Source organism: Pseudoalteromonas sp. SWYJZ12, from assembly GCF_015864395.1.
Lineage (GTDB): Bacteria > Pseudomonadota > Gammaproteobacteria > Enterobacterales > Alteromonadaceae > Pseudoalteromonas > Pseudoalteromonas arctica.
This window is the reverse complement of record NZ_JADYXH010000025.1, coordinates 15,817-36,987: the sequence shown is the minus strand read 5'-3', so window position 1 is coordinate 36,987 and position 21,171 is coordinate 15,817. Positions and strand designations below refer to the sequence as shown.

Genomic DNA, 21,171 nt, shown 5'->3' with positions numbered 1-21,171 from the left:
TGTGAGCATAAAAAATCATATTGAACGTGCTCAAAAAGATGTAGTAGCGACCTTACAACAGCATTTTAACCAGCCTCTCGATACAGAAGAAACGGTAAAGAACGCCACCCAGTATGGATTATTTAATGGCGGTAAAAGGTTACGTCCATTTTTAGTTTATGCCACAGGTAAAATGCTCGGCGCAAACCATCAAGACTTAAACGTACTTGCTGCTGCAATTGAGTGCATTCATAGCTATTCGTTAGTTCATGATGACTTGCCGGCAATGGATGACGACGATTTACGCCGTGGACGCCCTACTTGTCATATAGAGTTTGGCGAGGCAAATGCAATTTTAGCCGGTGATGCTCTTCAAACTCTTGCTTTTGAGTTTATTGCGAATCACAAATTTGCATGCTCATCGCAAACACAAGTAAAAATGATTGCTACACTTGCCCACGCATCAGGCCTTGAGGGTATGGTTGGCGGACAAGGCCTTGACATAGCAGCAACAGATAAAGTAATTACCGTACAAGAGCTTGAGCGAATACATAAGTTAAAAACCGGAGCTTTAATTAATTGTGCAATTACACTTGGTGCACTGTGCAGTGAAAAGGCTGATCAACAAACCTTAGAAAATTTAAGTGTTTTTGGGTATGCTATAGGGCTAGCATTTCAAGTACACGACGACATTTTAGATGTTGAAGGCGATACAGTTATTTTAGGAAAGCCACAAGGCTCCGATATTGCCGCGAATAAAGCGACATATCCGGCGTTATTAGGTATGCTAGGCGCTAAAGAAAAGGCGCAGAATTTAATACAACAAGCCCATGAAGCGTTAGCAAATATAGATGCTGACACAACACTTCTTGCGTCGCTAGCAAATTATCTAATTGAGCGTGACCACTAATTTTTGCTCATACGTATTGCAATTAGCACTGACATTATTACTCAACATTAATTATTCGTAAAAGCTTTGAATTAATTAATGTTAGCGAAGGATATATATAAAACCATGACACTTGATAGTAGCAAGTATCCATTACTTAATTTGGTTGACGAGCCAGCCCAATTGCGTGACTTAGCGCAAGACAAACTCCCTGCATTTAGCAATGAGCTGCGCGATTATTTACTCAACTCAGTATCGCAAAGTAGCGGTCATCTAGCGTCTGGTTTAGGGACGGTTGAACTAACCGTTGCCCTGCATTATGTTTATAACACTCCAGACGATCGCCTAGTTTGGGATGTGGGTCATCAAGCTTATCCGCATAAAATTCTTACTGGTCGTCGCGAGCAAATGCACACCATTCGCCAAAAAGACGGTTTACACCCTTTTCCTTTTCGCGATGAAAGCCAATACGATACGTTTAGCGTAGGCCATTCAAGCACCTCTATTTCAGCTGCCTTAGGTATGTCTATTGCTGCACAAAAAGAAGGTAAAGGTCGAAAGTCTGTAGCCATTATTGGTGACGGAGCTATAACCGCAGGCATGGCATTTGAAGCGATGAATCATTTAGGTGATGTAAAATCAGACATGCTTATTATTTTAAATGATAACGAAATGTCGATTTCTGAAAATGTTGGCGCATTAACAAATCACTTTGCTCGAATTTTATCAGGTAGCTTTTATACTAACATTCGTGAAGGTAGTAAAAAGTTACTCTCAGGTGTGCCTCCGGTAAAGCAACTTGCCAGTAAAATGGAAGAGCACATTAAAGGCATGATGATCCCGGGTACCTTCTTTGAAGAATTAGGCCTAAATTACATTGGTCCCATTGATGGTCACGATGTAAACATGCTTGTAGATACATTACGTAATATGCGTAATTTAAAAGGCCCACAGCTTTTACATATAAAAACCCAAAAAGGTAAGGGCTACAAACCGGCTGAAGCCGATCCTATTGGCTATCATGGTGTACCAAAATTCGATCCGAGCACAACTAGCCTACCTAAATCTAAACCTAGTGCTGCTACTTTTTCAAAAGTATTCGGCGATTGGTTATGTGATATGGCCGAACAAGACAGTAAGTTAATGGCTATCACGCCTGCAATGCGCGAAGGTTCAGGCATGGTACGTTTTTCTAAAGAGCATCCAGATCAATACTTTGATGTAGCTATTGCTGAGCAGCATGCCGTTACTTTAGCCGCTGGCTTTGCCTGTGAAGGTTTAAAACCTGTTGTTGCTATTTACTCAAGCTTTTTACAACGTGCGTATGACCAATTAATACATGATGTTGCACTGCAAAACTTACCTGTATTATTTGCCATTGACCGCGCTGGTATTGTTGGAGCCGATGGTGAAACTCACCAAGGTGCGTACGATTTAAGCTTTATGCGCTGCATTCCAAATATGGTAATTATGGCACCAAGCGATACCAACGAATGCCGCCAAATGCTATACACCGGTTATAAAGCAAACTGCCCTGTTGCAGTTCGTTATCCTCGAGGTAGTGCAGGTACTGCAGACATTGAAAGCACTATGCAACTGCTTGAAATAGGTAAGGCAGATACAATTAAGAAAGGCAGTAAAATTGCCATTTTATCGTTCGGTACATTACTTGAAAATGCACAGCTTGCTGCAGATGAATTAGATGCAACGCTTGTTAATATGCGTTTTATTAAACCACTTGATACCGCACTTTTAAATGAGCTTGCAACTAGCCACGATGTAATTGTTACGCTTGAAGATAATGCGATTGCTGGCGGTGCCGGCTCTGCAGTTAACGAATTCTTAGCAACGCAAAAAACTGATATTAATATCCTTAACTTAGGTATTCCTGATGAGTTTATTAAACACGGCACTCAAGATGAAATGCACGATGAAATGGGGTTAGGCGAGCAAGGAATATTAACCGCTATTAAAGCGTTTATTAATTAACTTCCTATACATCTAAAGTTGAGCATATTAAAAAAGGAGCCTAGGCTCCTTTTTTAATATCAAATATTGATGATCAGCGCATCCACACTTTAATATCAGCTAGGCCATTGCTTTGTAAAATACCTAATTGTTGATCAACGTTAGAATTTTGTTCAAACTCAAATGCATCAAGCTGATCATCAAACGTAATATTTGCAACACCATCACCACCGCGCTTTTTAACTTGGTGTAGTGAAATATCTGCTAGGTTAATAGATGTCTCCCAGCTAATTACCTGCCCACCCAAAAGTGGTAATGGATAAAATGACCAACCAATTGATGCCGTGATATTAGTTGTTTTTCCATTTGGTAATTGGAATGAATTAGCCGCTATTACTTTACAAAGATCTGAAGCATAGCTGTCTATTTTATTGCATTTAAAATCACGTAATAATAGTAAAAACTCATCACCACTCCAACGTGCCACATAGTCAGAACCCTGCGTACGCGAATTTAATAATGCAGCCATTTGCTGTAAGCAGCTATCACCTGCAATTGGGCCATAGGCATCATTGATACGGCTGAAGTTATCAAAGTTAATAATTACCAGCACCAGTGACTTGCCTTGTGCCTGCAGCGATTGTGAATTACGTTGAAAGTGTTCAATATCTTTAGGGAGTTGATCAAACAAAAAGCGGCGGCTACGCAGCCCCGTTAGCTCATCTGAGTGACTAACTAATTTAAGCTGTGAATTCACTTGGCCTAATTTATCATTAGCTTGACGAAGCTCTAAGGTACGCTCGGTGATCAAGCCCTCTAATGCTTCTTGTTTTCTACGCTCTTGCGCTCTAAACACCCAAAAAATGAGATAAAAAAGCAAAATAAAGCCACTGGTAATTAAAAGCCTAAAGTAAATAGTTTCGTCAAAGCGCTCAGGCACTACAAAGCCGTATTCTACTTCTTGCGCTTTAGTCCAGTCTTCACCTTGGCGCTTCGCTTCTAATTGAAACAAAAACGAGCCTGGAGGCAAGTTAGTATAAATAGCTTCACGTCGCGTATTAGCATAGCGCCAGTCACTATCTAAGCCACTTAGTTTATATCTAAATTCAATACTGTTTGGTGCATAGTAATCAATAGCTGTGTAAGTTAGCGTTATATCACGCTCATCTGTTTCTAATGATGGTTTTTTACCAAGCGCAGCGGTAGTTAAATGACGAAGTGGCGTTGTTATTGTTTCTATTGTTGGCTTTAATGCAAGCACACCAAATAGCTCTACATTTTTAGGTATTTCAACAACACCTTGTAAGCTTGGGTACCAAATAGAATTGCCGGTGTCTGCTACCGCATCATGCCCAAGCCCACTACAACATTGATTCGCTTTACCATCGAGTTGACGGTCAAAAGATGAAATCACTTCTTCAACTTTTAAGCTTTTTATCTCTGTTTTAAATTGCTCTACAGGCATTCTGTAAACACCTTTCATGGTGCTTACCCAAACATGTTTTAACTTTTCATCATATTCTAGGCTAAATATAGACCCATACGGTAAACCATTAGCGGCATCGAGTTGACGCCACTGCCCTTGCGTACTTCTGTAAAAAAGCCCATCGTTAAGAGAGCCGATTAAAATACCCACGCCATCTATATGTAGCACGCTAGTTACGTATGCACTTTCAAGTGTTGTTTGGTCACCAATTTTTTCAATGCCACGGTCTGTAAAGTAATATGCGCCTTTACTAGTACCAATCACACCAAAGTTTGTTTTATCCAATACGTAGGTAATAAACTTACTACCTAAAAAAGCGTTATATGCAAAAGGCGTTAAACCAGCATAATTTAATCGATATAAACCGCGTCCGGTACCAATCCAAAAACCGCCTTTACTAGAGCGACTTATTGCAAATACCGGGTTATCGCGAAGCGCTCGACCAGGGACGGTATAGAGTGTCTTGTTTTCAAAAACAAATAAGCCGCGCCCCGTGGCTATATATAATCGTTCACCATCGAATTGTAGATCGTGTACTGACGCGTATCCATATTTACTACTTGGAACTAAATTAATAAAACTTTTATCTAAATCGAAATAACCAATGCCGCTTTTGTTAGCAACCCACAGTTTTCCATCAGGAGCTTGGCTGATAGCCATAACAGACTCGGTCATATCTGAAACAGCTGAATGCCTTTCTACTCGCCCTTCATGGGCAAGCCATAAGCCTTCACTAAAACTTGCTAACCAAACGTTATTTTTATCATCTCTAAAAATATCAGCAAACCATATGCTTTGATCAAGTTGGCTTGGTTCTACCCATTGCCACTCACCGGTTTTATCTCTAAATAATAAACGTCCATAAGTCGAAACCCATAAGCCACCATCGGTATCACTCATAAACTTATAAACGGCTGAGTTATTTGCATTAGGTAAAGGAAAAGGTCTTAGTTCGTCATCTAAATCTAAAAAGTATGCACCTAGCTCAGAGGCTATATACAAATTACCGTTTAAGAATGATAAATCGTGCACTATGGTTTGCGCTAAGCGCTCTGGTAACGATATTTTAGCGGTAAGCTCTAAACGTAGTTTAGAGAAATCTGATGAGTTTTTAGTAAGGCGTAATAAATGACGATCATTAACCAGCCAAATACCTTCAGGAGAGAGTGCCATTTGGCTAACAGAGCCAACAATTTGGGTAATTACGGTAGCATTAACAATAGGTAGGGGACCATTTACTTGAGTGCGTAAATCAACTTGCCCTCTATCTACATAGTATAAACCATTAGCCGCAATCCATATGCTGCCTTTAGAGTCCTCAAGAATATCTCTTACCGGACCTTTAATATTAAACTCTTGTGCTGCAAATGTGGCTGGATTAATAACTACCAAGCCACTTTTAGTACCTACCCATAATAAGCCACTAGAATCGACTAAAAGTTTATTAATACCATTACTAGGCAAGAACGGGCTATTTTGCGTGTTGTAGTTTGTAAATGTTGTGCCATCAAAACGGCTTAAGCCAAACTGAGTACCCAACCACATATAGCCTTGCTGGTCTTGTACTACGCTTTTAAGTGATTGCGAAGGTAGACCATCTTTTATATTCCATTGCTTAACTACGTAATCACTAATTGAAGCCCAACTTGGTGTCGCGCACAACATCAGTACACAAACCAGTAAAAATCGCATCATATTGCTGCCACCTAGTTAAACAAATCAAATATAAAAAATTAAAAGGGTAGTAAACCCACTTTTATTAGCGCCTGTAAGCATATAAGCGAAAAAACGCCCGCAAGTATATCATCGGCCATAATACCTAAACCACCATGTACTCGTTTGTCTAGCATACGGATTGGACCAGGTTTTGCTATATCAAAAAAGCGAAATAACAAAAAACCAACGAGTAATGTTTGCCAGCTAAGTGCTGCACCAATCATTGTAATGTAATAACCTGCCACTTCATCCCATACAATAGCAGGATGGTCATGCACGCCTAAATCATCAGCTGTTTTACCGCAGGCCCATATACCAAATATACTGATCACTACGGCAAACACAATTTGCAACCATAGCGGATAATACATAGTCATAAAAATGAATGGCAGTGCAGCAAAAGTGCCAAATGTACCAGGTGCTTTAGGGGCTAACCCAGTACCAAAACCCAAACCAAAAAACTGATGTGGGCGCTTTAAATTAAACTTTCGGTTTTTGTTCAAACCAGCTCCTTTGCAAAATGCTCAAAACCTTGCTGCTTAAAATCAAACTTTTCACCGTTGTGTAAAAGTTCAATTTGACCATCGCCACTTTTAATTTGGCCTATGCATGTTGCATCTACACCATATTGACGCAGTTTTATATCTAGCATACCTTTATTGCTATCAGGTACAGTAAAAATTAATTCGTAATCATCACCGTAACTTAGAATAAATGGCAGCTGCTGATTAAAATCAAGGCTTGCTTGCATTGCATCTGAAGTCGGAATACTTTCAATATTCACAACTGCATTTACTTGCGACATATCAAGTATATGACTTAAATCAGCGATTAAACCATCTGATACATCAATAGCCGATGATGCAAGACCTCGTAATACCTGTCCTGCAGCAACACGCGGTGTTGGAAAGTCAAAGCGCTTATTTAAGTACTTTAAATGCTCTGGCTCAATACTTATACCTTGTTTGCGAGACTCAATTGCAAGTCCAGCGTCACCTAGCGGACCTGTAACATAAATCCAATCACCTACTTTCGCACCACTACGGCGAAGTGCAGTACCTTCTGGTACAGTCCCTTTTGCACAAATAGTGATAGTTAATGGGCCCTGAGTAGTATCGCCACCTATAATTTGCACATTAAAGTATTCTGCAATTTCATGCATGCCTTCAGTAAACTCTTCAATCCACTGTGGGTCAATACTTGGCAAGGTTAACGCAACTGAAACCCATGTTGGCTCAGCGCCCATTGCCGCTAAATCACTTAAATTAACAGCAAGCGCTCTGTGACCTAATGCACGAGGGGAAATATCATCAAAAAAGTGTACGCCAGCAACAAGAGTATCTGTTGTAACGGCAAGTTGGCAGTTTTGTGGAACGGTTACTAAAGCGCAATCATCCCCTATACCTAGGTTTACATCACGACGGGTGATCCCGCGACCTTTAAAGTAGCGGTTAATTAATTCAAATTCCTTCATACACAAAAAAGCCGGCCTATGCCGGCTCCCCTCTTTAACGGTTTACTTACTTGCGTAAATGCTTAACAGCTTTATCAAGTACACCGTTTACAAATTTATGGCTGTCTTCAGCGCCAAATATTTTGGCCAGCTCAATACCTTCGTTGATAGCAACTTTATAAGGTACATCTTCACGGAACTTAAGCTCATAGCTGCTTAAACGTAAAATTGCGCGCTCAACCATATCTAAGTCATTAAACGGACGTGTTAAATGTGGTGATACAGCTTCGTCTAGTTGCTTATAATTTACAGCAACACCCGTCGCTAAATCTTTAAAGTATTCAACATCAATTTTAGTAACGTCTGTTTCGATCAACATTTGTTGTTCGATATCGGCAATTAAATTGCCACTTATTTGCCAAGAATAAACGGCTTGGAGTGCTAAGATACGTGCTTTACGTCTTGCTGCTGGTTTCACAAAAATTCCTTAAACTTAAATTTTATCTAACACATTAACCATTTCAAGCGCGCCTAAAGCAGCTTCGCCGCCTTTATTGCCCATTTTGGTGCCAGCACGCTCAATTGCTTGTTCAATGCTTTCTGTGGTTAATACGCCAAATGCAACCGGGATATCATACTCAAGTGATACTTGCGCAAGACCTTTGTTTGATTCGCCAGCAACTAGGTCAAAGTGTGGTGTACCACCTCTGATCACTACGCCTAATGCGATGATTGCATCATACTCTTTTTTTGCCGCAACGCGTTTAGCCGCTAAAGGTAATTCTACCGCGCCTGGTACATAAATAACGGTAATGTCGTCATCAGATACGCCACCAGTGCGTTTTAGCTCATCAACAGCACCTGCAAGGAGGCTGCTACCGATAAAGTCATTAAAACGAGAAATGACAATGGCAAACTTTTTGCCAGGAGCGTACTTACTACCTTCAATAATTTTCATTTGATAACCCTAAAAATAAGTTCAAGCGGTTGCGATTGCGCAAAAATTGCTGCGCATCATACCATAAAAATAAAATAATAGCCTAGTTTAAGCGTGATGCTTATTGTGGCTCAACATAATCAACAACTTCTAAATGAAAGCCCGAAAGTGCATGGTACTTTTTAGGGCGACTCATTAATCGCATTTGTTTAATTCCAAGATCTGCAAGTATTTGCGAGCCTACGCCAACAGTACGAGAGGTACCTTTGAATTTACGAGGCGTAACGCTTTCGCCAGCATCAGCTGCTGCGAATGCTTTTACAGTTGCCTCTAATTCTTCAGTGCTTTCTTGCTTACCTAAAATAACTAAAGCACCTTCATTTTTAGCGATATAAGCCATTGCTTCTGAAAGGCCCCAACTACGGTCAGCACTTCTATCTGAAAGTAGGATATCGTTAAAGGTACTTTGCAAATGTACACGTACATTTGTCGGTTCTTGCTCTTTTATATCGCCTTTAAGCAATACGTAATGTAATTGGCCGTCAATTGTGTCTTTGTAAGTAACTAAATCAAATTCACCGTGAATAGTTGGTAACTTACATTTTGCAACTTGCTCAATTGTTGTTTCATTTAAGTTACGGTATTCGATTAAATCAGCAATAGTACCAATTTTAATATCATGCTCTTTCGCAAAAACTTCTAAATCAGGGCGACGCGCCATGGTGCCATCGGCATTAAGTATTTCAACAATAACAGATGATGCTTCAAGCCCAGCTAAACGCGCTAAATCACAGCCAGCTTCAGTATGTCCTGCGCGAGTTAATACGCCGCCAGGTTGTGCCATAATTGGAAAAATATGACCAGGCTGCACGATATCACTTGGTACTGCGCCTTTCGCTATAGCCGCTTGCACTGTACGCGCTCTATCTGCTGCTGAAATACCTGTAGTAACACCCTTTGATGCTTCTATCGACATTGTAAAGTTAGTCGAAAATGCAGCACCATTATTTTTAACCATTAAAGGTAAATCAAGTTGCTCACAACGCTCTTGCGTCATAGTTAAACAAATTAAACCACGGCCATGAGTCGCCATAAAATTAATAGCTTGTGCACTAATATGCTCTGCGGCAATAATTAAATCGCCTTCATTCTCTCTATCTTCATCATCCATTAAAATAACCATTTTACCGGCTTTAATATCGTCGATGATTTCTTGTGCGCTGTGTAAATTCATAAATTTGCTCGTATAAGTTATCAGTTTCGTTATTTAATAAAACCCGCTTTAGCGAGTAAGCTCATCGAAATATCAGAGCCTGTTGGTTGCTCTGCACCTTTTATAAGGCGCTCTAAATAACGTGCAATTTGATCGACTTCTAAATTAACTTGAGTGCCTACTTTAAAGTGAGCAATTGTGGTTTGCTCACTCGTATGTGGGACAATTGTTAATTTGAATTTATTACCTTCTACAGCGTTTACTGTCAGGCTTATACCATCAATACATACCGAACCTTTGTACGGGATGTATTTCATTAAATTTTCTTCGGTTGTAAGCCAATACTCTGTTGCTCGAGCGTTTGCTGTAATGCTTGTAATAGTTGCTATGCCATCAACATGGCCAGATACTAAATGACCACCTAAACGTGAAACCGGCTGCATAGCTTTTTCAAGGTTGACTGTTTGACCCAAAACATAATGAGCAAAACCGGTTAAACCAATCGTCTCGTTAGATAAATCAGCACTAAAACCGTCAATATGTTTATCAACTACGGTTAAGCAAACGCCATTGGTTGCAATGCTGTCGCCTAGCTTTACGTCTTCCATATCAAGGTCAGCACTTTGGATACGAATGGCTAAGTCGCCTTGTTTTTTTTGTAATAAAGCAATTTTGCCTGTGGCTTCTATTATCCCAGTAAACATAGCGCTACTCTTTTTATTAAGTGATTTTAATGAGTTTTTAACGCGGTGATACGTAAATCGTCACCAATGCGCGCACATTCATTAAATGTTAAATCAACGGTGTTTTGCATACTCGTCAATTCAGGAAAATTAACTAAACTTTTTGCATCATGGCCCATTAATTTAGGCGCCAAATAAAAAACAAACTCGTCAACTAAATCAAGCTCTGTCATTTTACCAGCAAGTGTTGCTCCGCTCTCAAGCCAAACATTATTAAACTGCAGTTGCCCAAGCTTTTCTAAAACAGCCTGTAAATCAACTTTGCCGTTACTTTCACTTACTTCAATATGCTTTACAAAATGCGGCCATTGCAGTGATTTATCAACCTTAGTCGTAAATATTATTACATCACCTTGGATTTTAAATAAAGCAAGGTTGGGCGTTAAACGATTCTGTGAATCAATTATAACACGCACGGGCTGGCGAAGCGGTAAATCGGTAGGTAGCGTGCAAGGCAACTCGCTTAGTCGCACATTAAGTTTAGCATCGTCTACTAACACGGTATCGGCACCGGTTAAAATAGCGCAGCTTTGCGCTCGGTATAATTGTACGTCTTGGCGAGCAGCGGGACTTGTGATCCACTTACTTTGCCCATTTTTAAGCGCTGTTTTACCATCTATGCTTGCTGCCATTTTACAGGTCACATAAGGTAAGCCTTGTTCCATTCGCTTAAAAAAGCCAACGTTAAGTGCGCGAGCTTGTGATTCAAGTAATCCATAAGCAACTTCAATACCGGCATCGCTCAGTATTTTAAGGCCTTTGCCTGCAACTTGTGGGTTTGTATCAACCATAGCGGCAATTACTTTTACAACGCCCGCCTTTTTTAAGCCTTCAGCACACGGTGGCGTACGCCCATAATGACTACACGGTTCAAGCGTTACATAAGCCGTTGCACCTTGTGCACTATTACCAGCTATTGCCAGTGCATTTACTTCAGCATGGCCTTGACCTGCTAATTGATGAAAACCCTCACCAATTATTTGATTATTTTTAACTAATACACAGCCAACATTAGGGTTAGGCGTGGTAGTAAACCGGCCTTTTTTGGCAAGTTCTATGGCGCGTGCCATATACATTTCATCATGTTCTGTAAAAGGAACTTGGTTAAGCATTTATTATACCAATTGCGTTAAATAAGTGGTCTATTATAGCGCTAAGAAAATAGCGCAATAACAAGGCGAAAATTATGACATATAGTTGTTCTATATGAATAATTTTTAACGCAGTGAGTGCGCTATTTAATGCGATAGAATGATCATGTTTTTAATAAAATTGGTATTACTCCCCTAAGCGGGCAATTTCTTCGCCAAATTCGCGTATATCTTCAAACGAGCGATAAACAGAGGCAAATCTTACGTACGCTACTTTATCGAGCTTTTTGAGGGCTTCCATAATGCATTCACCCACCAAATGGCTTGAAATTTCTCGCTCACCCGTTGCGCGTAGTTGCGATTTTATTATATTCACTACTTCGTCTACTTGCTCTGTGCTCACTGGGCGTTTTTCGAGTGCGCGATTTAAGCCATTTAATAATTTATCTTCGTTAAATGGTTCGCGGCTGCCGTCTTGTTTAATAACACGAGGCATAACCAGTTCAGCGCCTTCAAATGTAGTAAAGCGCTCGTGGCAGTCGTTACACTCACGACGCCTGCGAACTTGATGGCCTCCGCCAACAAGGCGTGAGTCAATAACTTTAGTATCTTTTGCGGTACAAAATGGACAATGCATAGCTCGGTACTTCCGTTTTAAAACAAAAAAGACCGCTAAATAGCGGTCTTTTATCTTAGCAAAAATTAGGGCTTATGTGCTCTAAATTACTGCCGCTTATGCAATTAAGCGTAAACAGGTAATTTTGCACAAATTGCTTTTACTTTTTCTTTAACTTGCACCTGTACAGATTCATCAGTGATGTTATCTAGTACGTCACAAATCCAGCCAGCAAGCTCTTTTGATTCTTCTTCTTTAAAACCACGACGAGTAATTGCAGGAGAACCAATACGCAAACCAGATGTTACAAATGGTGAGCGTGGATCGTTCGGTACTGAATTTTTATTTACTGTGATGTTAGCGTTGCCTAGGGCTGCGTCTGCATCTTTACCAGTGATATCTTTATCGATTAAATCAAGTAAAAATAAGTGGTTTTCAGTTTTGTCAGATACGATTTTGTAGCCGCGCTCTTGCATTACAGCAACCATTGCCTTTGCGTTTTTAACAACTTGTGTTTGGTATACTTTAAACTCTGGTTGAAGTGCTTCTTTAAATGCCACTGCTTTTGCTGCAATAACATGACATAAAGGACCGCCTTGGCCACCAGGGAAAACAGCGCTGTTAAGCTTTTTGTAGATTGCTTCGTCGCCACATGCAGAAATAATCAAACCACCACGAGGGCCTGCAAGTGTTTTATGCGTAGTTGTAGTTACAACGTGTGCATGAGGAACAGGGCTTGGGTAAACGCCTGCCGCAATTAAACCCGCAACGTGAGCCATATCAACAAACAGATAAGCACCGATTTTGTCAGCAATTTCACGGAATTTAGCCCAATCAACAATACCAGAGTACGCTGAGAAACCACCAATAATCATTTTTGGCTTGTGCTCAAGTGCTAGTGCTTCAACTTGTGCGTAATCAATTTCGCCCGTTGCTTCATCTAGTCCGTATTGGATTGCATTGTAAAGCTTACCAGAGAAGCTTACGTGAGAACCGTGAGTTAAGTGACCACCATGAGCTAAGCTCATACCTAATACAGTATCGCCAGCGTCTAATAATGCTAGAAAAACAGCAGCATTAGCTTGCGAACCAGCATGTGGCTGCACGTTAGCGTAGTCAGAACCAAATAATTCGTTAGCACGGTCAATTGCTAATTGCTCAACAACATCTACATGCTCACAACCGCCATAATAACGTTTGCCTGGGTAACCTTCTGCGTATTTGTTTGTAAGCTGTGAACCCTGCGCTTCTAGTACGCGTGGGCTACAGTAGTTTTCTGAAGCGATTAGTTCGATATGCTCTTCTTGGCGAGCAGTTTCTTTGGTTATCGCGTCAAATAACTCTGGATCAAAATCCGAAATATTCATGCTACGTTCTAACATTGGGGTCTCCTAGGGCAACGTGTATGGTGTTTTTTAGAGGCTTTATTGTACGCTTTAAACGACTCTTTGCCTACGCTCTTAAGTTGAGGATATTTAAACAGGGATTGAAACTATTTCACAGCTCTTTTAAGATGATATTTTTTTATAAAGCCATAATAATTTTAAATGAATTATATTTACTACATTTAATTAGTAAATATAACTAAGTGTATTCATCCGTATAAAGTTATAAAAAAAGCGGCTCAAGCCGCTTTTCCTTTTAATTTAACTTAGCCTAATTTAGCGAGCATTTCGGTACGTAACTCGTCGTAATCGGCGTTCATATCGCTTGCTAGGCATGGTTTTGCTAGTGCATCAGCAAGTGGTTTTGGCATACCTAATTCAATATTTAGAATACCCTCTACGCTTTCTTTAAACTTAGCAGGATGAGCTGTCGCTAAAAAGATACCCGCTGTACCAGGTGCACGATTTTCAACAAGACCTTGGTAAGCAATAGCAGTATGAGGCTCTGCAACATAGCCCGTTTGTTGAATTTTTTTCATCACGGCTTGCGTGTCTTGCTCGTTTACGCTTGTTGAATAAAAATTATCGTAGCTAAACCAGTTATTATCTAACATTGTTTGTACACGCGGCCAATTGTTTGGCTTACTTACATCCATCGCATTTGAAAGCGACTCAAGCGTTGCGTTTGGCGTCCAGTTTTTATCAAGCATAAAGCGCGGCACAGTATCATTTTGATTTGTTGTTGCGCTTAATTTACCTACAGGTAAACCAATAACCGCACCAATCATTGCGGCGCACACATTACCAAAGTTACCACTAGGTACTGATATATGTGCTGTTGCGCGTTTTTCTTTTGGTAGCAGTGCAATCGCTTCAAAGTAGTAACAAACCTGAGCAACTAAACGGCTAATATTAATTGAATTAGCTGAGTTAAGCCCAAGTGTTGATTTAACTTCTTCATCTAAAAAGGCATTTTTAACTAGCTCTTGGCAATCATCAAAGCTGCCCTCGACTGCATAACAATGAATATTGTTACCTAGCGTAGTAAATAGCTTTTGCTGAGCAAGTGAAATTTTGCCTTTAGGGTATAAAATAACAACATCGATATTTGGTTTATTGTAAAAAGCATGCGCAACGGCTGCACCGGTATCGCCCGATGTTGCTGTTAAAATAGTTACTTTCTCGTCTTTGTTAAACTGCGTTAAACACTCTGCCATAAAGCGACCACCAAAGTCTTTAAACGCAAGTGTAGGACCATGAAACAGCTCTAAACAGTATGTGTTCTCTTCAATTTCCACCAGCTTAACTGGAAAGTTAAATGCATTTTTAACCATTTGTGCCACAGTATCGCTTGGCAGCTCATCACCAATTAGGTGAGATAATATTTTACCACTGCGCGTAACAAAGTCCATATCAAGCAATGCATCAACATCGGACAGTGGGGCAAGGGATTCAGGGAAAAACACACCTTGATTACGACCCAAACCTGTTTTTACGGCTTCAACGAACGACACTTTTTGTGAGCTATCTTTTAAATTATGTAATTGCATGACTACCTATCCTATAAAACTGTTAATTGACGCGTGCCGTCGTTATCTAATTTACAAATGTGGCAAAAGCCTTGCTCGTTAATGTAATTGGTTTCTAACCACTGCGCGCATTGCTGTGCAGCTTCAAGTGTTTTACACACACTAAATAAGGTTGGTCCTGCGCCCGAAATACTGACTATTTCAGCGCCCAGTGCTGGCAAGCTTGCTTTGGCTTCACTAAAACCTTTTATAAGCGGTGCGCGGTAATGTTCTGCTATTTCATCTTTCATTATGCTTAGCGCATCGTCAAAACGGCTAGTTAACAGTAAGCTACTAAATGCCGACAAACGCTGAGCAAACTCAACACTTGCATGCATGCTCAACTCTTTTGGTAAAACAGAACGCGCTTTTGCTGTATTTAGCGAAAAACCAGGAAATGCAGCTACGTAATACCAGTTTTCATCAACCGGCAGTGCAATCGATTTATCAGGAATTAAATCACCCGTTAGCTGCAAACCACCTAAATAACATGGCGTAATGTTGTCGTAATGACGACCGCCGCTTACCACAGCTTCAAAGTCAGCCATAAGCTCAATTAGCTCAACCTGGCTTAAATTAGTTTGTGCAAACTTATCAAGGGCAGCAAAGGTAGCCACTACCGAACACGCACTAGAGCCAAGCCCTGAGCCAATTGGTAAGTTCTTTTTAAGCTCGAGCTTTACGCTTGGCATAGTAGGTGCAACATGCGCTCTAAAATGCACTAAACACTGGTACGCTAAATTTTCATTAGCATCACTGGGTAACTTGTGAGCGTACTCGCCTGTGCAAATAAATTCGTCGCTTGGTGCTGCGCTTACAACGGCTACATCGCCTAATAAACTGCCATCAATTGGCGCAAGCGCTGCGCCAAGGGCATCAAAACCCACTGCAAAATTACCAATAGACGCCGGAGCATATACTTCAATCATAACGAGCTCCTAGCGCGATAACGTTTTTAAAATATCAGCAAATACACCCGCGGCTGTTACTTCCGAGCCGGCGCCATAACCACGAATTACAAACGGACGTGGCTGGTAGTATTGGCTTAAAATAGCCAGTGCGTTTTCACCATCACGAATGACACTAAGCGCATGCTTTGCATCTACCGCTTCAATACCTACTTTACAGTGGCCTTCTTTAATTGTGCCTACATAGCGAAGTACCCTACCCTCGCTCGCAGCGCTTTTGATACGGTCGTTAAAATCAGCATCTAAGCTTGGTAGTTTTGCCATAAACTCATCAACGCTGTCACCTTGTGCAAAACCTGGTGGTAATACTGACTCAACTTCAATATCGCTTAGCTCTAATTTCATACCGGCTTCGCGAGCGATGATCAATAACTTACGTGCTACATCGGTACCCGATAAATCATCACGAGGATCTGGCTCAGTAAAGCCACTTTCTTTGGCTTTAATTGTTGCCTCAGAAAGTGATAAACCATCTTGAAGTGCGCCAAACATATACGAAAGTGAACCTGATAAAATACCGCTAAACTCTAATAACTCATCACCGGCACCAAATAATGACTGTAAGTTGTCGATTACTGGTAAGCCTGCACCAACGTTTGTTTCGTATAAAAATTTACGATTATTTTTTTGTGTTGCTGCAATTAAATCTTGGTAATACGTGTATAAGCTTGTTGTTGCTTTTTTATTGGCAGCAACCACATGAAAACCTGCATTTAAAAAGTCTACATACTGCGCAGCAAGTGCATCCGACGACGTACAATCAACAAGCACAGGGTTTACTAAATGATTTTGCTTAACAAACTGCTCTACTAGTTTTAAATCAAACGCCTGCTCGGATGAGGCCAATTTTTGCTGCCAATCACCAAAAGCTATACCTTCACTATCAAGGTGTAATTGACGAGAGTTAGCAACACCATACAAGTTGAGTTTAATATTACGCTTTTCAAGCCACGCTTGTTGACGTTCAAGCTGATTAATAAGCTCTTGCCCTACTAAGCCACAACCGAGTAAAAACACATCAATTGACGGCACATGCGTGAAAAAGTTTTCATGGCATATTTTTACGGCGTCGTTACAAAGTTCGCCATCAATTACTGCTGAAATAGCACTTTCTGTAGAATCCTGTGCAATTGCCACTATATTTACTTGCGCTTGTGCAAGCGATGCAAAAAACTTAGCCGCTAAGCCACGGTGCGCGCGCATGTTATCGCCCACTAAAGTAACAATGGCTAAATTGCGCTGCACTTGTACAGGCTCAATAAGCCCTGCTTGTAATTCAAGTTCAAATGCAGTTTGTAGCGCATCAAGTGCAAGTGCTAGGTCTGTTTCGTGTACACAAAAGCTAATGCTGAATTCGCATGATGACTGCGTGATCAATACAATTGATACGTTATCGTGAGCAAGCGCGTTAAATACCTTAGACGCCATACCTACTTTGCCTTTCATGCCTGGCCCTGAGACAGTTAGCATTGCAAGGTCTTGTAGGCTCGAAAGCGCTTTTACTGGCTCATCTGATGAATAATCGTTACCAATTAATGAGCCTTGTGCGTCTGGGTTATGCGTATTTTTAATTTCGCACGGCACGCCTGCTTTAGCACACGGTAAAATTGTTTTAGGGTGAAGTACTTTTGCACCAAAATAAGAAAGCTCCATCGCTTCTTTATAAGATAAAAAATCTACTTTAGTCGCTTTTTTAATATAACGAGGATCAGCACTGTATACACCATCAACGTCAGTCCAAATTTGGCAAATCTCAGCTTCTAAACAAGCCGCAGCAATGGCTGCTGAGTAATCTGAGCCATTACGGCCAAGCGTTGTAAGCTCACCTTTGTCATTACTCGCTGTAAAACCAGGCATGATATAGATAGTTGCAGGACTTTCTTTAAGCACAGCTTGAAAGCGCGCTTTACTTGTTACTAAATCAGCCTCGGCGTCGATATAACCGCCAGTTGAAGCGATACAGCTTGTTGCTTCTAAGTATCTTGCATCGTGCGAATTCAATAAAGCCTGCATTAAAGAAACACTAACGCGCTCTCCAAAGCTAATTACAAATGCGCGAACTTGATCGGGGCAACATTGTATAAGTGATACGCCATCTAGTTTATTTTTAAGTTCCCTTAAGTTTGGCCAACTTGTAACTACTACACCACTTTTTTCAACGTCAGCTTTCAAACCTTCACAGCGGCTAACTAATGCTTGCCATTGCTGCGAAAAGTCAGAGCCTTGTTCTGCAGCACTTGCAAGTGCAACTAGCGAATCGGTCATTCCACCTGGAGCAGAAAGTACCAAAAGCATTTCATCTTTTAATTGTGCTTTAACTAGCTGAGCTACCTGTTGTAAGCATGCATAGTCGGCAAGCGAAGACCCACCAAATTTTAAAACTCGCATTGTTTATGTTCCTCATCCCATAAAACGAAAAAAGGCCTGTGTTCTAAGTGAACACAGGCCTTTAAATTTGTTGCACCGACCTATGCCACTATCCAGTAAGAATGATGGTTGTAATAATAATGGTCAGTACGCGATTAATTGTTTTCATATGTTAAGACTGCCTTAACAAAGGCTATGCTGTCAACCCTAAATTAAAAGATAAAACAGCCTTTTTTAACATGAAAAAACCTAATGAATGCCAAATTTATGCAATATTTCGTTTAAGTTAGATTTATTGATAGGTTTATCGATAAAGTCTATTGCGCCAAGTTGTGCGACTCGTTGCTTCATTTTCTCTTGTATATCGGCAGAAATAACTAAAACAAAGCACTCTATTTTTTCTATTTTTATAGTCTCGAGTACTTGTATACCATCAACTTCGGGCATGGTGAGATCTAAGCACAATAAATCAAAGCTTTGCGCTCGTAAAAGTTCTAGAGCGTGCGCTCCATTTGTAGCTTGTTGTATTTGAGCGTCTATACATTCATTTAAACACCGCACGACTTGTTTACGGGCAACTGCAGAATCGTCACAGACTAATATCGAAAATTTCATCATGTTTACTACTACACAACCATCAAAATTATTAAAAGGTTATTAAACTAATGCCTTCCATTGCATTTTAGACACTTTAACACGCCTCCAAGCACTCAGCGCATTAATAATTTAATACAATGATAAATATAGAATAAATCCGTTTAAGATATAATTAACCAAAGCAAATACTAATTAAGCCTACAATACATAACAGATAACGAATTTATTAATTTATACCTTGGTTTAAATACTTTGATACTACACGCTCACTTTTTGGATTTATCTTATTAAATTTTAACTTTTTTATTTATTTTTAGAGGTTTATTGACTAACTTTTAAATTACTATCGTAACGTTACAAAAATAATAAAGGATGAACAAGTCACTCATGTTACAAAAAAGTCTTTCTAAGAAGCTACTGACTAGCGTTTTATCCGTCTATTTTTTGCTTACCTTTGTAGTGACCTGTGGACAAGTGCTTGCTGAATACGTCAATACTAAAGACTATATTCGCGATGAACTTAGTACCTTACAAAAAACCTTTAGTCGCAGCTTAACACGTGCAATTTGGGAGCTTAATACCAAGCAAACAATTACAACAGCAGAAGGTTTACTCGCCATTCCCATGATTGAAGGGATTATTGTTCGAGACGACAGCGGCGAAATTATTTCACAGCTAGGGCGATCTCTTGATATACACAAGCTATATAACCAACAGTTAGTACAAGAAGAGGTTATTTTAGAAGACGCAAAATCGGGTTTATTTGGTTATACCTTTCCACTTATTTTTGAATTTTCAGGTCGTGCTACTCAAGTTGGTGACGTTACCTTATTCTCAAGTCGAGAAGTTGTTTTTAGCCGCATTATGGTATCAATCTACTTTTTGATTGGTAATGCGATGATTAAAACCACCTTTTTGATCATCTTATTTTTAATGGCATTTAGAAAACTTCTTACAGACCCTTTAGCAGAACTCACTGAGCAACTAGAAAATTTAGAACTAGACGAGCTAGAAGGTCAACATATAGAAATAGAAACAGAAGAACATAATGAACTAAAAGTGATGGAGCAGTCATTTAACAAACTAATAGATAAAGTGGTTCAGTATAGAAAAGAGCTTGAACACACCCAAAAAGAACTCATTATAAGTAACGAAAAGCTTGATCAACACAACATACAACTTGAACAAGACGTAGCCCGTAAAACATCCAATTTAAGCCAAGCAATGATGGATTTACAGCAGCAAAAATACGAACTCGAAAAGCAAAAAATTGTCCTCACCGAAGAAGTAGACTTACGCCGCAGCACAGAGCTAGAGTTAATTACAAAGCAAACTGAATCTCAGCGCTATATAGAAGAGTTAAGCCTTGCACAGGAACGTTTACTAGGCACAGAAAAAATGGCTGCGCTAGGCGGACTTGTAGCAGGTATTACACACGATATAAACACCCCTATTGGGATAGGTGTAACGGCAATATCATTTTTACAAGAACGCTTAAATAAACTCGAAAATGCTTATACCGAAAAAACACTTTCGCCAAAAGCACTAGAAGAATTCATTAACGAAGCAAAACAAAGCACAAGCTTACTAACCACTAACTTAGATAGAGCTTCGGAGCTTATAGCTAGCTTTAAACAAATAGCGGTCGATCAAGCCAGTGAAGCAGTAAGAACCATTAACTTTAAAGATTACACTAACGAAGTAATACGCTCACTGCACCCAAAACTAAAAAAGACATCCCATACTATAAAATTAGAATGTCCTGATGATTTAGTTTTAAATCTACCTGCTGGGGCTATAAGCCAAATTTTTACTAACCTAATTATGAACTCACTTATTCATGGCTTTGAAGGTAAAAGCAACGGTGTAATGGATATTAAAATAAGCGCTGATGACACCAACTTAACTATTGATTACAAAGATGACGGTAACGGTGTTACTAACGAGCAATTAAAAAAATTATTTGACCCATTTTTTACTACCAAACGCGATGAAGGCGGTAGCGGATTAGGCACCCATATAATGCTTAATTTGGTCAAGCAAACCCTTAGTGGCTCTATTGATGCAACGAGTGAACCGGGCAAAGGTCTGCGTTACTATATTCAATTTCCGAAGAACATGGCTAAGCCACTGCCTATTTTTGATAAATATGAATAAATATGAATAAATAAAAGTATATGCATTAAATTATTAGG

At 39.9% G+C, this 21,171-nt stretch carries 17 protein-coding genes; 3 read left to right on the top strand and 14 right to left on the bottom strand.

Going from position 1 to position 21,171, the window contains the following annotated elements; translation table 11 throughout:
* Position 1 precedes the first annotated feature (1 nt).
* Together ispA and dxs are read left to right on the top strand one after the other, a co-directional pair.
* Positions 2–889, top strand: a complete 888-nt coding sequence (gene ispA / locus I6F42_RS18275; RefSeq protein WP_010554577.1) for a (2E,6E)-farnesyl diphosphate synthase — start codon at positions 2–4, stop codon at positions 887–889.
* Between the two features lie 105 nt (positions 890–994).
* Positions 995–2,857, top strand: a complete 1,863-nt coding sequence (dxs, locus tag I6F42_RS18270; protein ID WP_010554578.1) for a 1-deoxy-D-xylulose-5-phosphate synthase — start codon at positions 995–997, stop codon at positions 2,855–2,857.
* A gap of 73 nt (positions 2,858–2,930) precedes the next feature.
* On the opposite strand, the gene I6F42_RS18265 is transcribed toward dxs, so the two are convergent.
* The 14 genes from I6F42_RS18265 to I6F42_RS18200 form a co-directional block, all read right to left on the bottom strand.
* Entirely contained in the window at positions 2,931–6,017 is a 3,087-nt protein-coding gene (locus tag I6F42_RS18265; RefSeq protein WP_007587118.1) for a ligand-binding sensor domain-containing diguanylate cyclase, read from the bottom strand.
* Between the two features lie 38 nt (positions 6,018–6,055).
* On the bottom strand, positions 6,056–6,541 hold the full coding sequence (locus tag I6F42_RS18260; protein ID WP_007587120.1) for a phosphatidylglycerophosphatase A: 486 nt from the start codon (positions 6,539–6,541) through the stop codon (positions 6,056–6,058).
* A complete protein-coding gene (thiL, locus tag I6F42_RS18255; RefSeq protein ID WP_197152987.1) occupies positions 6,538–7,512 on the bottom strand; it encodes a thiamine-phosphate kinase in 975 nt (324 codons plus the stop codon). Before thiL ends, I6F42_RS18260 begins: the two co-directional genes overlap by 4 nt.
* Positions 7,513–7,558: 46 nt before the next feature.
* On the bottom strand, positions 7,559–7,969 hold the full coding sequence (gene nusB / locus I6F42_RS18250) for a transcription antitermination factor NusB (RefSeq protein WP_007587129.1): 411 nt from the start codon (positions 7,967–7,969) through the stop codon (positions 7,559–7,561).
* A gap of 15 nt (positions 7,970–7,984) precedes the next feature.
* Complete coding sequence (gene ribE, locus I6F42_RS18245; RefSeq protein ID WP_007587130.1) at positions 7,985–8,449, bottom strand: 6,7-dimethyl-8-ribityllumazine synthase; 465 nt, start codon at positions 8,447–8,449, stop codon at positions 7,985–7,987.
* 100 nt (positions 8,450–8,549) lie between these two features.
* A complete protein-coding gene (ribBA, locus tag I6F42_RS18240; RefSeq protein ID WP_010554580.1) occupies positions 8,550–9,662 on the bottom strand; it encodes a bifunctional 3,4-dihydroxy-2-butanone-4-phosphate synthase/GTP cyclohydrolase II in 1,113 nt (370 codons plus the stop codon).
* A gap of 29 nt (positions 9,663–9,691) precedes the next feature.
* Entirely contained in the window at positions 9,692–10,345 is a 654-nt protein-coding gene (locus I6F42_RS18235) for a riboflavin synthase (protein WP_010554581.1), read from the bottom strand.
* 26 nt (positions 10,346–10,371) lie between these two features.
* A complete protein-coding gene (gene ribD, locus I6F42_RS18230; RefSeq protein ID WP_010554582.1) occupies positions 10,372–11,496 on the bottom strand; it encodes a bifunctional diaminohydroxyphosphoribosylaminopyrimidine deaminase/5-amino-6-(5-phosphoribosylamino)uracil reductase RibD in 1,125 nt (374 codons plus the stop codon).
* 166 nt (positions 11,497–11,662) lie between these two features.
* Complete coding sequence (gene nrdR, locus I6F42_RS18225; RefSeq protein ID WP_002961761.1) at positions 11,663–12,112, bottom strand: transcriptional regulator NrdR; 450 nt, start codon at positions 12,110–12,112, stop codon at positions 11,663–11,665.
* Positions 12,113–12,216: 104 nt separating this feature from the next.
* Complete coding sequence (gene glyA, locus I6F42_RS18220; RefSeq protein WP_010554583.1) at positions 12,217–13,473, bottom strand: serine hydroxymethyltransferase; 1,257 nt, start codon at positions 13,471–13,473, stop codon at positions 12,217–12,219.
* Between the two features lie 269 nt (positions 13,474–13,742).
* Positions 13,743–15,026, bottom strand: a complete 1,284-nt coding sequence (gene thrC, locus I6F42_RS18215) for a threonine synthase (RefSeq protein WP_197152986.1) — start codon at positions 15,024–15,026, stop codon at positions 13,743–13,745.
* A gap of 11 nt (positions 15,027–15,037) precedes the next feature.
* Complete coding sequence (gene thrB / locus I6F42_RS18210) at positions 15,038–15,973, bottom strand: homoserine kinase (protein ID WP_010554586.1); 936 nt, start codon at positions 15,971–15,973, stop codon at positions 15,038–15,040.
* A gap of 9 nt (positions 15,974–15,982) precedes the next feature.
* The gene (thrA, locus tag I6F42_RS18205; protein WP_197152985.1) at positions 15,983–18,400 is read right to left on the bottom strand and encodes a bifunctional aspartate kinase/homoserine dehydrogenase I; all 2,418 of its coding nucleotides are present in this window, start codon (positions 18,398–18,400) and stop codon (positions 15,983–15,985) included.
* Between the two features lie 228 nt (positions 18,401–18,628).
* Entirely contained in the window at positions 18,629–18,997 is a 369-nt protein-coding gene (locus tag I6F42_RS18200) for a response regulator (RefSeq protein ID WP_024589756.1), read from the bottom strand.
* Positions 18,998–19,363: 366 nt separating this feature from the next.
* Between I6F42_RS18200 and I6F42_RS18195 the strand changes: the two genes are divergently transcribed.
* Entirely contained in the window at positions 19,364–21,133 is a 1,770-nt protein-coding gene (locus I6F42_RS18195; protein ID WP_024593692.1) for a sensor histidine kinase, read from the top strand.
* Positions 21,134–21,171 lie beyond the last annotated feature (38 nt).

Bases quoted from the DNA above. Each gene is read 5' to 3' on its own strand.
- thrB (WP_010554586.1), bottom strand. From the start codon at position 15,973: ATGATTGAAGTATATGCTCCGGCGTCTATTGGTAATTTTGCAGTGGGT.
- thrC (WP_197152986.1), bottom strand. From the start codon at position 15,026: ATGCAATTACATAATTTAAAAGATAGCTCACAAAAAGTGTCGTTCGTT.
- ribBA (WP_010554580.1), bottom strand. From the start codon at position 9,662: ATGAATTTACACAGCGCACAAGAAATCATCGACGATATTAAAGCCGGT.
- I6F42_RS18235 (WP_010554581.1), bottom strand. From the start codon at position 10,345: ATGTTTACTGGGATAATAGAAGCCACAGGCAAAATTGCTTTATTACAA.
- ribD (WP_010554582.1), bottom strand. From the start codon at position 11,496: ATGCTTAACCAAGTTCCTTTTACAGAACATGATGAAATGTATATGGCA.
- thiL (WP_197152987.1), bottom strand. From the start codon at position 7,512: ATGAAGGAATTTGAATTAATTAACCGCTACTTTAAAGGTCGCGGGATC.
- glyA (WP_010554583.1), bottom strand. From the start codon at position 13,473: ATGTTAGAACGTAGCATGAATATTTCGGATTTTGATCCAGAGTTATTT.
- I6F42_RS18200 (WP_024589756.1), bottom strand. From the start codon at position 18,997: ATGATGAAATTTTCGATATTAGTCTGTGACGATTCTGCAGTTGCCCGT.
- dxs (WP_010554578.1), top strand. From the start codon at position 995: ATGACACTTGATAGTAGCAAGTATCCATTACTTAATTTGGTTGACGAG.
- nrdR (WP_002961761.1), bottom strand. From the start codon at position 12,112: ATGCATTGTCCATTTTGTACCGCAAAAGATACTAAAGTTATTGACTCA.
- I6F42_RS18265 (WP_007587118.1), bottom strand. From the start codon at position 6,017: ATGATGCGATTTTTACTGGTTTGTGTACTGATGTTGTGCGCGACACCA.
- thrA (WP_197152985.1), bottom strand. From the start codon at position 18,400: ATGCGAGTTTTAAAATTTGGTGGGTCTTCGCTTGCCGACTATGCATGC.
- I6F42_RS18195 (WP_024593692.1), top strand. From the start codon at position 19,364: ATGTTACAAAAAAGTCTTTCTAAGAAGCTACTGACTAGCGTTTTATCC.
- ribE (WP_007587130.1), bottom strand. From the start codon at position 8,449: ATGAAAATTATTGAAGGTAGTAAGTACGCTCCTGGCAAAAAGTTTGCC.